This window comes from Leucobacter sp. wl10, from assembly GCF_003569785.1.
Lineage (GTDB): Bacteria > Actinomycetota > Actinomycetes > Actinomycetales > Microbacteriaceae > Leucobacter.
This window is the reverse complement of record NZ_KZ983994.1, coordinates 87,596-100,704: the sequence shown is the minus strand read 5'-3', so window position 1 is coordinate 100,704 and position 13,109 is coordinate 87,596. Positions and strand designations below refer to the sequence as shown.

Below are 13,109 nucleotides of genomic sequence, written 5' to 3'. Positions count from 1 at the left end.
GGCGCTCTGGGAGGTCGCTCAGCCCTCACCGGGCGCCGCGGGCAGCGCGAGCGTGAAGCGCGCCCCGCCGAGCGGGGCGGTCTCCACGTGCACGGAGCCGCCGTGGGCACGAGCGATCTCCCGGACGATCGCGAGCCCGAGCCCGCTCCCGCCGGCGTCGCGGGAGCGCGCCTCGTCGAGGCGGGTGAAGCGTTCGAACACCCGCTCCCGCTCGTGCTCGGGAACGCCGTCGCCGTCGTCGTCGACGTGCACGACGGCCCACCCGTCCCGCACCAGGGTGGTGAGCGCGACGGTGCCGCGGGCGTGGCGCAGCGCGTTGTCGACGAGGTTGCGCACGGCCCGCGCGAGCAGGCGCGCATCGCCGGTGACGCGGGCGGGCGCGACGCCGCGACCGTCGACCGTCGCGGCGTCGAGGGCGCGGATCCGGCGCGCCTCGGCGAGGGCCAGATCGTCGAGGTCGATGCTGCTCCTCGCCGCGGTGTTCGCGCCCTCGTCGAGGCGCGCCAGCAGCAGCAGCCCCTCGACGATGTCGTGCATCCGGGCCCCCTCCGCGAGCACCACGTCGGCGAGTTCGCCGGGTGGCGCGGCCTCGGGGTGCGCTCGGCTGACCTCGGCGTACTGGCGCATCGTCGCCAGCGGAGAGCGCAGCTCGTGCGAGGCGTCGCTGACGAACTGCTGCCGGGCCCGGTAGCCGTGCTCGATGCGGCCCAGCATGCGATTCATGGTGCCCGCGAGGCGATCGATCTCGTCGCCCGTGCCGGTCGTGGGCACCCGATGATCGAGGGCTCGGGGATCCACCTGATCGACCTGCCGGCGGATGCGCTCGACCGGTGCGAGAGCGCGCGCGGCGACGACCCAGACGATCGTGCCGATCAGCGCGATCGCGAGGGGCACCGCGATGGCGAGCAGCAGGGTGGCCGTGGAGACCGCCTCGTCGATCGCTTCCGTGGAGCGGGCCAGGACGAGCGTGCCGCCCTCGACCTCCTCACCGACCACCAGCATGCGCTCGCCCCCGACCTCCGCCGGCGCGGGCGCGTCTTCGCGGGCGGGCTTCGGCAGCTGCAGCGCCCGGTCGTTGCTGACCACCGTCCGGTTGCCGGTGCGCAGCGCGATCAGCACGTCTTCATCGTCGCGCTGATCGATCCCCGCCGCGGCCGGTCCGCCCGTGTCGAACGCGTCGGCGATGCTCTCCAGTTCCGACTCGAGTTGCGAGGCGATCTGGTCCGTGAGGATCCGGTCCAGCATCCAGACGGTGCCGACCGCACCGATCCCGAGCGCCAGAGCGACCACCAGCACCGCCCCCGCCGTGATCCGGGTGCGCATCGAGCGTCCGCGCCGCTCAGCCACCGTCGGCCGCCAGCCGGTAGCCGGCCCCGCGCATCGTCTCGATGGCTGCGCGGCCGAAGGGCCGGTCGACCTTGCGTCGCAGCCGGCCGATGTACACCTCGACGATGTTGGGATCGCCTTCGAAGTCGTCGGCCCACACGTTGTCGAGCACCTCGAACTTCGTGACGACCTCCCCTCGGCGCCGCATCAGAAACTCGAGCACCGCGATCTCCCTGGCCGTGAGATCGACGCGCGTCTCACCGCGGGTAACCGAGCGAGCGGCGGGATCGAGCCGCAGGTCGCCCGCTTCCAGAACGGTCGGCCGCTCCCGCGCGCCGCGCCGCACGAGAGCGCGCAATCGCGCGACGAGCACGGGGTGGGAGAACGGCTTGGTCAGCCAGTCGTCGCCGCCGGTGTCGAGCCCCTCGACCTCATCCCACTCGCCGTCCTTCGCCGTGAGGAACAGCACCGGCGTCCAGTTGCCCTCCGCCCGCAGCGCCGCGCATACCAGGTAGCCGCTCATGCCCGGCATCATGACGTCGAGCACGATCGCGTCGTACTGCTGCTCGCGCGCCCGCCAGAGGCCGTCCACCCCGTTGTGCGCGACGTCGGCCGCGAAACCCTCGGCCTCGAGCCCGCGGCGCACGCCCTCGGCGAGCCGCACCTCGTCGTCCACGATCAGCACTCGCATGGCCCCAGTCTGCACGCGCGGGGCTGACGACAGGCTGAACGAATCGCTCGGGCGGCGCCGCGGTGCGGCACGTCGGAGCCTTGCGGCAGGGGGGAGGCCACGCGGTATCCTGAAGACGCGAGGGGGGTCTATGCGTGCGATCGTGGTCGATGAGCAGGGCGCTGAGCCCCGCCTCGCCGACGGGCTCGAGGAGAGCGAGCTGCTCGAGGGGGCGGTCGAGCTCGACGTGCTCTACTCCTCGTTCAACTACAAGGACGGGCTCGCACTCGCGGGCCGGGGCATCGTCAGGTCGTGGCCGCTCATCCCGGGCATCGATCTCGTCGGGCGCGTCACGTCCTCGGACGTCGAAGGCTGGCGCGCCGGAGACCTCGCAGTGCTCAACGGCGACGGCCTGGGCGAGTACCGGCACGGCGGCTTCGCCACCCGCGCCAGGGTGCGGCCCGACGCGCTCGTGCGCCTCCCGGAGACGATCACCCCGCTCCGCGCCGCCGCGATCGGCACCGCCGGGTTCACCGCGATGATCTCGGTGCTCGCGCTCGAGGACGGCGGGGTCGGTCCCGATGAGGGAGAAGTGCTCGTCACCGGCGCGGCCGGAGGCGTGGGGTCGGTCGCGATCTCCCTGCTGGCCGGCCGCGGATACCGCGTCGTCGCCTCCACCGGCCGCGCGGGCGAGCAGGCCGACTACCTCTCGGGCCTGGGGGCGGCGCGCACGATCGACCGCCGCGAGCTGTCCGAGGCGGTCGGGAAGCCGCTGCAGGAGCAGCGCTGGGCCGGCGCGATCGACTCGGTGGGCTCGACGACGCTCGCGAACGTTCTCGCCCAGACGTCGTACGGGGGCACCGTCGCCGCCTGCGGTCTCGCCCAGGGCCCCGACCTGCCCGCGAGCGTGCTGCCGTTCATCCTGCGCGGCGTCACGCTCACCGGGGCGAACTCGGTCGACGCGCCGCGGGCGCTGCGGCAGCGGGCGTGGGACGCGCTCGCCGCGGAGATCGATCGCGGGCTGCTCGACGGCATGACCGAGACCATCGGGCTGGACGACGCCCGCGCTCACGCGGCCGAGATCCTGCGGGGCCGCGTGCGCGGGCGCACGGTCGTCGACGTGAACCGCTGAGCCGCGATACCGCGGCGGCCTCGGCCGGAGAACGGACGGTCAGAGCTCGGCGTAGCGCGCCCGGAAGCCGCAGAACACACCGTAGGAGATGAAGCCGATGCCGACGAGGGCCACGAGAGCCGGGCCGGCGGGAAGCTCCCGCAGCGAGCGGATCGCCCCGTCGAGTGCACTCACGAGCCGCGGTTCGCCGCGCACCGCCGCCGCGCAGACCAGCACGCAGATGACGATCAGCGCGAGCCCCTTCGCCATGAAGCCGAACGACCCGAGACCCGAGATCCAGCGCCCCGCCGCGCCGGAGGGGAGGTCGACCCGCTGCCGGAAGCTGCGGCGCGCGCCCATGACGATGAACGAGACCCCGCCGATCCCGATCGCGATGCCGGCCGCGGCGAGCAGGAACGGCCCGCCCGAGAAGGAGAGCACGCCGCGCCCCGCGCTCTCGGCGCTCTGCTCGGTGTCCGGCCGCGCCCCGAGCGCCACCGCCGCGGCGAGCCCGCCCATGACGATGAAGACGACGGCCTGCCCCCACTCGGCCGCTCTGCGGGCCCACCGCTTCGAGCGGTTCCCGATGCGGGCGGCGACCCCGTGGATCGCGTGGTACGCGCCGAGCGCCCACAGCAGCACGGAGAGCGCCCACAGCGCGAGGAACCCCGCCGGCACCTCGGCGATGGCGGTGAGCGCGCCGGCCTGGTCGCTCTCGCCGCGCCAGCCCCGGGCGACCGCGAGGGCGATGACGCCGACGAGCACGTGCACGATGCCGCTCGCCACGTATCCGCCCCGGGCGAGCGCTCGCAGCGCCGGATGGCTCTCGGCGGCGCGCGCGGCCGATTTCACGGTGTCTGGCACAGATGCAGCTTACGCCCGGGGCGTCGTCGACGCGTCGGGGTGCGCTCAGCGCTCCGACCGCCGGCGTTGCGGGGGCGGCCGACGGCGATGGGCGCGAGCCGTCACGGGCCGTTCTCCCAAGCGGGATTCGTAGAATCGCGGCGTGAACGAGATCGTCCCCGCGCCCGCGCAGCCCGAGCCCCCGGCGCGGGTCCACGCGCCCCCGATGCACGCTCCGACCGGGCTCCCGCTGCCGACCGGGCCGGAGCACCGCCGCGGCTTCGCCCGCGCCCTCGATCGGGCGCTCGCGGTGCAGCGCCCCGCGGTGCTCGCGCACATCCGCAGCGTGCGGCTGCGCCACCCGGACGCGAGCCCCGACCAGGTGATCCGCGTGCTCGAGCGCCGCTACCTGCTCGCGATCACGGGCGGCGGCGCGGCGGTCGGCGCGACCGCCGTGATTCCCGCCATCAGCACACCGGCCACGCTCGCCCTGTCGGGCGTCGAGACGGTCGGTTTCCTCGAGAGCACCGCCCTGTTCGCGCAGTCGGTCGCCGAGGTGCACGGCCTCCCCGTCGAGAACCCCGACCGGGCCCGCATGCTCGTCATGAGCCTGATGCTCGGGCGCGAGGGAGCCGATCTGCTCGGCCAGCTCACTCGCCAGGCGGTGGGCCGCGGCGGGGGCCGGCCCGCGTTCTGGGGAGAGGTCGTCACGAAGACGCTGCCGAGGGGCGCTGTGCGGCCGGTGCTCGACGTGCTGCAGCGATCCTTCGTGAGCCACTTCGCGAAGGTCGGCGCCGGCTCGTTCGTGGGCAAGGCGCTTCCGTTCGGGATCGGCGCCGCTGTCGGCGGCGCGGGCAACCACGTCCTCGGGCGCCGCGTCGTCGCGGCTTCTCGCCTCGCCTTCGGGCCGGCGCCGGCCGACTTCGCCCCCGATCTCGCTCCCAGGGAGGGAGCGGAGCGCATCGAGCGCAGGATTCTCCGCGGCGCGCGCGCCGCGGGCGGCACCGTCGTCACCGGGGCCGGCGCGGGGGCGGGCGCCGTCGCGCGCACGGCCAGGCGAGCCGCGGGATCCCTCGCGGCGTCCTCCTCGTCGCGACGGTCCCGCCGAACTCCTCCGGCCGGCCCGGACGCGCAGCATCCGCCTCCTCCGTGAGGCTGCTGCGGCCCGACGCCGCTAGCCGGTGCCCGGCAGCCGCTTGTGAGCGGCGTCGAGCACCATGTCGAGATGCGCGTCGGTGAGTCTTCGCGCCTCTTCCGGGTCGGGCTCGAGCAGGGCGTTGACCAGGCGAAGATGCTCCATGTACATCTTCTCGGAATCCCGCAGGTGCCAGTTGATGAGGTCGATGAGCAGCAGCGAACCGATCATCAGGTCGTGCTCGGCCAGTACCAGTTCCCTGTTGCCCGTGAGCCCGACGATCGCGACGTGCAGATCCACGTGCGCCATAGCGGCGGAGTTCTGCTGCTGCGCGGAGATCTCGCTCGCGTACTTGGCGAATGACGCGCGGAGCTCCGCCCGCGCCACCTCGGTCGCGTCGGCGCAGCGATCCGCTGCGAACCCCTCGAGGAGGCGCCTGGCCTCCAGAATGTCGGCGACCTCGCCGGGCGAGTACGACCGGACTCGGGCGCTCTTGTACGGCTTCTGATCCAGGTATCGTTCGGCGACCAGCAGATTGAGCGCCTCGCGCACGGTTGTGCGGGAGGCCTGGAAGCGCTCGGTCATCCACTTCTCGGTGACGGGAGTTCCGAGCGAGAGCTCTCCGACGAGGATGAGGTGTTTGAGCGTGTCCGCGATGAACTGCGGCGCGGGCGGGCCCTCGGCGAGGCTCTCGCGCTTGGCCGCCACTCGTCTCGGAACCTGTATGCGCCCATCCGGCCCGTTCAGCATCTTCTGTGAGTCTCCCGCCATTGCAAACCTCACCGCTTTATGTCCAACAAAAATCGGGGTGCTCTTGCCATCCTACTGATTTTCCGCTGTAATAGGTCCACAAGATTGTTGGACATTTTGGATTGTCTAATAAATCGAAGGATTTCAAGGAGGCAATTCACCGACATGAACCACAACAACGCGGGCGGCGTTCACGACGACGGCAAGCTGTGGGGAGGCCGCTTCACCGACGGCCCCGATCCCGCCCTGGAGCGCATCTCGCGGTCGCCTCGGCGCTACTTCGATTTGGCGCCGGAGGATATTCAGGGATCGATCGCTCACCTCGGCGAGCTCGAGCGCTGCGGCGTCGTCACCGCGGAGGAGCGCGCCGAACTCGCCGCCGCGCTCCGGCGGATCGGCGAGGACCACGTCTCGGGCGCGATCGCCCCGACGGATGCCGACGAGGACGTGCACGGATACCTCGAGCGCGCGCTCATCGAGCGCGTGGGATCCGTGGGCGGCAAGATCCGCGCCGGACGTTCGCGCAACGACCAGACCTCGAACGACCTCCGCCTCTGGCTGCGACGGCGCATCGACGAGATCGCTGCCCGGCTCGGGCAGCTCGTCGAAACGCTCATCGAGCGCTCCGAGGACGCAGGGGATGCCATCGTGCCCGGCTTCACCCACCTGCAGCCCGCACAGCCCGTGCTCTTCGGGCACCAGCTCCTCGCGCACGCCCAGACCCTGGCGCGCGACCTCAGGCGTCTCGCCGCCGCCCGTGAAGCGGTGTCGCTGTCGCCGCTCGGCGCGGCGGCGCTGGCGGGCAGCTCCTTCCACGGCGACCAGGTCGCGATGGCGCGGGAGCTCGGGTACCGCGACGTCATCGCGAACTCGATCGACGCCGTGGGCAGCCGCGATCACGTCATCGACTTCCTCTACGCCGGGGCGTCGATCGGCACGAATCTCTCCCGCCTCTCCGATGAGCTGATCCTGTGGGGATCGCAGCAGTTCGGGTGGATCCGCCTGCACGACGCGTGGTCGACCGGTTCGTCGATCATGCCGCAGAAGAAGAATCCCGACATCCCGGAGCTCACGCGCGGCAAGGCGAGCCGGCTGCAGGCCAACCTCACGGGCATGCTCGGCGTGATGAAGTCGGTGCCGTTCTCTTACAACCGCGACTTCTCCGAGGACAAGCACTACGCGTTCGACACCTCGGACCTGCTGGACGAGGTCCTGCCCGCGATCACCGGCTTCGTGCGCACGATGAGCTTCGTGCCGGAGCGCATGGCCGAGCAGGCGGCGCAGGGCTTCACGCTCGCGACCGAACTCGCCGACTGGGTCGCCGAGCAGGGGATCCCCTTCAGCGAGGCGCACGACATCACGGGTCGCGCGGTCGTCGTCTGCGAGCAGCGCGGCATCGGCATCGAGGATCTCAGCGCCTCGGACCTCGCCAGCATCGATTCGCGGATCACCGCCGACGTGCTCGAGCGCCTCACCCTCGAGTCGGCGGTGTCGCGCCGCTCCGGAGGCAACGGGACGGCCCCGTCGCGGCAGGGGGCGCAGCGCGAGCGCCTCCGTCGTGAGATCGCCGAGTACCAGGCCGCATTTGCTCCGAAGGAGGAACAAGCATGACCGGCACCGCACTATCCAACTATCGAGTCATCAGGCTCAAGCACATCGGGCGATATCTCGCGGGCGCGGCGACGGTCGCGGTGCTCGCGGCGATCGTCATCTCGTTCGCGCGGGCTCAGATCGACTGGGCGACCGTCGGCGAGTTCTTCACCGCCGGCACGATCCTGACCGGTTTCGTGGTCACCATCGTGCTGACCGTCATCTCCATGGCGATCGGCATCGTCCTGGGCGTGCTGATCGCCGTGATGCGGCTCTCGCACAATCCCGTCGTCTCCGGCATCGGCTGGATCTACGTCTGGGTCTTCCGCGGCACCCCGGTCTACCTGCAGCTGCTGCTGTGGTTCAACATCGCGCTCATCTTCCCGATGGTCGGCATCCCCGGCCTCTTCCAGGGACGCACCGTCGACCTGGTCACCCCGTTCGTCGCGGCGATCCTCGGCCTCGGCCTCAACCAGGCCGCGTACACCTCCGAGGTCGTGCGAGCGGGCATCCTGTCCGTGGACGAGGGGCAGACCGAGGCCGCCAAGGCCCTCGGGATCAAGGGCACGAAGACGATGAGCACCATCGTGCTGCCTCAGGCGATGCGCGTGATCCTCCCGCCGGTCGGCAACGAGGTCATCGGCATGCTGAAGACCACGTCCCTGGCGTCGGCCATCGGTGCGAGCGAGATCCTGGACGAGGCCCAGCACATCTACCTGGTCAACAACCTGATCATGGAGCTGCTGCTGGTCACCGCGATCTGGTACCTGATCGCCGTCTCGGTGCTCTCCTCGATCCAGTACTACGTCGAGCGCTACTTCGCGCGCGGCAGCACCACCGCGGCGCTTCCGCCGACCCCCATCCAGCGGGTCAAGAACTTCTTCGGCACCCCCGGGAGGACCAAGTGAACACCCCATCGCCTCTCGTCCGGCTGCGGGACATCCGCAAGTCCTTCGGCCTCCGCGAAGTGCTCAAGGGCATCGACCTCGACATCCGGAAGGGCGAGGTCGTGTGCATCCTCGGTCCCTCCGGCTCGGGCAAGTCGACCCTGCTGCGCGCGATCAACTTCATCGAGCGCCCGACTTCCGGGTTCGTCCACGTCGACGACCAGATCATCGGCTACCGCCGGGATACGAGAGACCCCGAGCTGCTGCACGAGCTGAAGGAGGACCAGATCGCCGTGCAGCGGGCCCGGATGGGCATGGTGTTCCAGCGCTTCAACCTGTTTCCGCACATGACGGTGATGCAGAACATCACCCACGCGCAGCGGCTCGTCAAGAACACGAAGCCCGCCGAGGCGAAGCGCGTCGCGCAGGATCTGCTCGAGCAGGTCGGCCTCGGCGATCGTGGCGACTCCTACCCGCGACAGCTCTCCGGAGGTCAGCAGCAGCGCGTGGCGATCGCCCGCGCACTCGCGATGTCGCCCGAGCTGATGCTGTTCGACGAGCCCACCTCAGCCCTCGACCCCGAGCTGGTCGACGACGTCCTCTCGGTGATGAAGGGTCTCGCGCAGGCAGGGCTCACCATGATCGTGGTCACCCACGAGATCGGCTTCGCCAAGGAGGTCGGCGACCGCGTGGTGTTCATGGACGACGGCGTCGTCATCGAGCAGGGCACGCCCTCCGAGGTCATCGACAACCCCCAGCACGAGCGCACCCGCGCCTTTCTCTCACGCGTCCTGTAGACCCACTCAGAAGTAAGGAAAGACACCATGACAAAGAAGTTTCTCGGTCTGATCGCCGCCGGCGCGGCCGTAGCGCTCCTCGCGGGCTGCAGCGGATCCGCGGGAGGCAACGAGAGCGGCAGCAGCAAATCCGGCGACGCCGGTTTCACCACGATCGTCGACGGCACCCTCACCGTCGGTCTGTCGCCGGACTTCCCGCCGATGGAGTACCTCGACGGGGAGAAACTCATCGGCAGCGATGTCGAGCTGATCACCGAGGTCGCGAAGCGCTTGAATCTCGACGTCAAGTTCGAGCAGCAGAAGTTCGACCAGCTGATCAACTCCGTGCGCACCGACCGCGTGGATCTCGTCATCTCGGGCATGTCCGATACGGTCGAGCGGCAGAAGACCCTCGACTTCATCGACTACTACTCCTCGACGGGCCGCTTCTACACCACGCCAGACAGGGCCGGCGACTTCGCCAAGCCCACGGACGCCTGCGGCGTGCCCATCGCGGTCAGCACCAAGACCGACTACTACCCGGCGCTCCAGGAGTACAGCGCCAAGGTGTGCGAGGCCGCGGGCGAGCCGGCGGTCAAGATCGTCGGCGCCGACTCCGGCGCGGCCGCCCGTCTGCAGCTCGACCAGGGTCGCGCAGATCTCGCCGTGCAGGGCGCCGAGAACCTCGCGTACTTCGAGGAGCAGGATCCGGGCAAGTACCAGATCGTGCTCGACGTCCTCATCGCCCAGCCCTTCGCCGCGTCGGTTCGGAAGGGCAACACGGCGCTCGCCGAGGCGGTGCGCGGCGTGCTGCAGGAGATGTACGACGACGGCACCACCGAGAAGATCCTCACGAAGTACGGCATCGAGGACGGGCTGCGCCCGCCCGCCATCAACGAGGTCACCGAGTGACCCACGCGTCCGAGACGACCCGGGCGGGGAGCACCCCCGCCCGGGTCGTCCTGGCCTTCGACCTCGACGGGCCGACCGGCGAGGCCATGGTCTCCGGGAAGATCTGGCAGCGCCCCGGCTACTTCGCCCTCGGCGCCTACGGTCCCCACAGAGCGGTCCCGAGGATCCTCGACGTGCTCCGCGGCCACCGTGTCGCCGCGACCTTCTTCACACCGGCCTGGGTGGCGCGCACCTGGCCGGAGCTCTGCCGGCGCATCCTCGCGGAGGGGCACGAGATGGCCGGGCACGGGGACCGGCACGAGAAGTTCTACGGTCGCGGCCGCGACGATCAAGCGGACATCCTGCGCCGAAGCCAGCAGAGCTTCCGCGACGTCCTCGGGCACCGCGCGCTGGGATTCCGCGCTCCCTCGGGAGACCTGGCGCCCGAGACGCCCGAGCTGCTCGCCGAGCACGGCTACACCTATTCGAGCTCGATGCGCGGCGGCGACCAGCCCTACCGGTACGCGGGCGTGCCCCTCGTCGAGATCCCGGCGAAGTCGCTCTTCGACGACTACTCCGTGTTCGCGTACCACCGAGCACCTGACTTCCCCAGCGGTCTCGACCGGATCGCTCCCTACCGCCCCGCCTTCAGGAGCTGGGCTGAAGAGGTGGAGGCCGCGGCGGAGGAGGGACTGACGGTCTCGACGATCTGGCACCCCAAGGTCATCGGCACGCCCGGCCGCACGGTGCTCATGGACGAGTTCATCGGCGGGCTCGTGGACCGGGACGACGTGCGCGTCATGCGCGCGGACGAGGTCGCGGCGGAGCACGGGGCGGTGAGCGCGGTATGAAGTGGCCCGAAGGGAAGGCGCACGCCTTCACCCTCTCCATCGACGTCGACGGCGACCTGCCGCTGCTGGCGGAAGACCCCGAGAACATCCACCGGCACAAGTCGCGCTCGGCGGGCCTCTACGGGCCCGAGCACGGTGCGCCCCGGCTGCTCGGCCTGCTGACCGACCTCGGCATCACCGCGCAGTGGTTCTTCCCCGGGGAGATCGCGAACCGCTACCCGGGCACGGTGCGCGCCGTGCACGAGGCCGGGCACGGCATCGGCGTGCACGGGCACCGGCACCTCGACTTCGACCGGCTCGCCCTCGAGGGCCAGGTCGACGAGATGATCGTCGGGCGCGCGGCCATCGAGCAGATCACCGGTGAGGCCCCGCGCGGATTCCGCACCCCCGGCGGAGAGTGGCGCGAGGGCTTCCCCGCCGCCATGCAGCGAGCCGGATTCGCCTGGTCGTCGTCGCTGCCCTCGGACGAGCTGCCGTTCCACCTCACCGGAACCGAACTCGTCGAGATCCCGTTCCGATACGAGCTCGAAGACCAGCAGTACCTGGGGTACAACCTCGATCCGCCGTTCCCTCCGGGGCAATCGCGCATCACGCCCCTCGAATCCGTCGAGGAGAACTGGTGGTGCGAGGTCCGCGGCGCCGCACGCTACGGAACGCTCGTCCACCTCCGGCTGAACGCCGAGGTGATGGGCATCGCGAGCCGCGCCCGCATGCTCCGCCGCTTCTTGACGGGGCTTCAGGCGCAGGGGAACGCCTGGTTCGCGACCTGCGCCGAACTCCACGCGTACTGGAGCACTCGCGACCCGGATCCGTCCCACCCGTACGCGCTCTTCACCGAGCTCGCCCGGAGGGAGGCGTGAAGACGCTCGCGAGCCGGCTCGGGGAGTGGGTCAGCGCGCTGCACCTCCCGGAGATCCCGATCGACCTGCACGCCAAGGCGAAGGACCACCTGCTCGACACGATCGGCGCGGCCATCGCGGGCGACGGGCGGCGGCCCGTGCGGATCGCGGCCCAGGTCTTCCGCGCCCCCGGCGATACGCCGCTGCTGATCGACGGAGCGCCGCGCGACCCGATCGACGCGGCGAGGGTGAACGCCGTCGCGGCGCACGCGGCGGAGATCGACGACACCGAGGGGTGCGATCACACGGGCGCCGTCGTCGTGCCGACGCTCCTCTCCCTCGCGCATGCGGGACGGCTGGGGAGCGGCGCAGACCTCATTGCGGCGATGATCGCCGGTTACGAGGTCGGACGGCGCGTGCAGAACGCCCTCGGGGGATACGACGCGCACAACGGGGCCGGGTGGCATTCGACGGCGACGTGCGGGGTCTTCGCGGCCGCGGCCGCGGCCGCACGGGCCATGAGCCTCGACGCGGAGCAGTGCGCCTCGGCCCTCGCTCTCGCGGCGAGCTCGAGCGCGGGCACCTGGGCCTTCGCGGAGGACGGCTCGATGGCCAAGCAGCTCCACGCCGCGAACGCCGCGGGGGGCGGGCTCCAAGCCGCCATGCTGGCCCGCGCGGGAGCGGCCGGGCCGACGGCGATCTTCGAGGACGTCTGGGGCGGTTACTTCACCACGCACGGAGCCCGGAGTGCGCGGCCGGGAGAACTCGTGACCGATTTGGGGGAGCGGTGGCACGCCGGCCACTCGGCCGTCAAGATGTACGCGGCGTGCCGCAGCGCGCACCCCGCGATCGACGGCGTGATCGATGCGCTTCGCGGCGACGAGGTCTCCTCGGAGGAGATCCGGTCCGTTCGCATCGAGCTCTCGCCGTTCCTGCGCCGGATGATCTGCCCGGAGGAGCCCCGCACCGTGGAGGCGGCGCGGATGAGCCTGCCGATAGCGCTCGCCCTGCTCTTGCTGGGGCAGTCGCTCGATCCCGACGCGTACCTGAGGTTCTCGGATCCCGAGGTGGCGCGAACGCTGCAGATGTTCAGCGTGGCGGAGACTGAGGACCTGCCGTCGCCGCAGTCGGTGCGCGTGATCCTCGGTACCGCGTCGCGCGACCACGTCATCGAGCGGGATACCGCCCGCGGGAGCCAGCCGATGCCGTTCAGCGCAGCCGAGGTGCGCGGCAAGTTCCGACGGCTGGCCGAACCGCGCATCGGGAGTGCTCGTGCCCGTGCGCTCATCGACTACGTGGATTCGATCGGCGACGCGCCGCTGAGGAGGCTTCCCCCCGTCTGGGAGAAGCCGGCGCCTGCGCGGGTGTCGGCGTCTGACCGGGAGCCTACTCGACCGGCGGGCCACACCGTCCCCTGAGCCGAGGCGCCCCCCTGCGGCG

13 protein-coding genes are annotated in these 13,109 nt (G+C 71.1%); 9 read left to right on the top strand and 4 right to left on the bottom strand.

Annotated features, from left to right (window positions below):
* Positions 1-18: 18 nt before the first annotated feature.
* Positions 19-1,323, bottom strand: coding sequence for a sensor histidine kinase (locus tag D1J51_RS09315; RefSeq protein WP_119074976.1), 1,305 nt, complete (start codon positions 1,321-1,323; stop codon positions 19-21).
* Positions 1,324-1,339: 16 nt separating this feature from the next.
* The gene (locus D1J51_RS09310; RefSeq protein ID WP_119074975.1) at positions 1,340-2,017 is read right to left on the bottom strand and encodes a response regulator transcription factor; all 678 of its coding nucleotides are present in this window, start codon (positions 2,015-2,017) and stop codon (positions 1,340-1,342) included.
* A gap of 130 nt (positions 2,018-2,147) precedes the next feature.
* Between D1J51_RS09310 and D1J51_RS09305 the strand changes: the two genes are divergently transcribed.
* Positions 2,148-3,128, top strand: coding sequence for an MDR family oxidoreductase (locus tag D1J51_RS09305; RefSeq protein ID WP_119074913.1), 981 nt, complete (start codon positions 2,148-2,150; stop codon positions 3,126-3,128).
* A gap of 39 nt (positions 3,129-3,167) precedes the next feature.
* On the opposite strand, the gene D1J51_RS09300 is transcribed toward D1J51_RS09305, so the two are convergent.
* The gene (locus D1J51_RS09300) at positions 3,168-3,971 is read right to left on the bottom strand and encodes a DUF1206 domain-containing protein (RefSeq protein ID WP_240423105.1); all 804 of its coding nucleotides are present in this window, start codon (positions 3,969-3,971) and stop codon (positions 3,168-3,170) included.
* Between the two features lie 142 nt (positions 3,972-4,113).
* Here D1J51_RS09300 and D1J51_RS09295 point away from each other — a divergent pair, with 142 nt between their 5' ends.
* Positions 4,114-5,103, top strand: coding sequence for a hypothetical protein (locus D1J51_RS09295; protein WP_371414082.1), 990 nt, complete (start codon positions 4,114-4,116; stop codon positions 5,101-5,103).
* 21 nt (positions 5,104-5,124) lie between these two features.
* Here the strand turns inward: D1J51_RS09295 and D1J51_RS09290 are convergent, their stop codons facing one another.
* Positions 5,125-5,856, bottom strand: coding sequence for a GntR family transcriptional regulator (locus tag D1J51_RS09290; protein WP_119074911.1), 732 nt, complete (start codon positions 5,854-5,856; stop codon positions 5,125-5,127).
* 144 nt (positions 5,857-6,000) lie between these two features.
* Here D1J51_RS09290 and argH point away from each other — a divergent pair, with 144 nt between their 5' ends.
* From argH to D1J51_RS09255, 7 genes are read left to right on the top strand one after another with little or no spacing between them, the layout of a single operon-like run.
* Positions 6,001-7,446, top strand: a complete 1,446-nt coding sequence (gene argH, locus D1J51_RS09285; RefSeq protein ID WP_119074910.1) for an argininosuccinate lyase — start codon at positions 6,001-6,003, stop codon at positions 7,444-7,446.
* Positions 7,443-8,333 (top strand): amino acid ABC transporter permease, encoded by an 891-nt coding sequence (locus D1J51_RS09280; protein WP_119074909.1) that lies wholly within the window; start codon positions 7,443-7,445, stop codon positions 8,331-8,333. The genes argH and D1J51_RS09280 overlap by 4 nt, the downstream gene beginning before the upstream one ends.
* Complete coding sequence (locus D1J51_RS09275; protein WP_119074908.1) at positions 8,330-9,109, top strand: amino acid ABC transporter ATP-binding protein; 780 nt, start codon at positions 8,330-8,332, stop codon at positions 9,107-9,109. The genes D1J51_RS09280 and D1J51_RS09275 overlap by 4 nt, the downstream gene beginning before the upstream one ends.
* A gap of 27 nt (positions 9,110-9,136) precedes the next feature.
* Positions 9,137-10,000 (top strand): ABC transporter substrate-binding protein, encoded by an 864-nt coding sequence (locus tag D1J51_RS09270; protein WP_119074907.1) that lies wholly within the window; start codon positions 9,137-9,139, stop codon positions 9,998-10,000.
* On the top strand, positions 9,997-10,830 hold the full coding sequence (locus D1J51_RS09265) for a polysaccharide deacetylase family protein (protein ID WP_240423103.1): 834 nt from the start codon (positions 9,997-9,999) through the stop codon (positions 10,828-10,830). The genes D1J51_RS09270 and D1J51_RS09265 overlap by 4 nt, the downstream gene beginning before the upstream one ends.
* Positions 10,827-11,690: a polysaccharide deacetylase family protein gene (locus D1J51_RS09260; RefSeq protein ID WP_119074906.1), complete on the top strand. Its 864-nt coding sequence runs from the start codon at positions 10,827-10,829 to the stop codon at positions 11,688-11,690. Before D1J51_RS09265 ends, D1J51_RS09260 begins: the two co-directional genes overlap by 4 nt.
* The gene (locus D1J51_RS09255; protein WP_162903741.1) at positions 11,687-13,087 is read left to right on the top strand and encodes an MmgE/PrpD family protein; all 1,401 of its coding nucleotides are present in this window, start codon (positions 11,687-11,689) and stop codon (positions 13,085-13,087) included. The genes D1J51_RS09260 and D1J51_RS09255 overlap by 4 nt, the downstream gene beginning before the upstream one ends.
* The last annotated feature ends 22 nt before the right edge of the window (positions 13,088-13,109 follow it).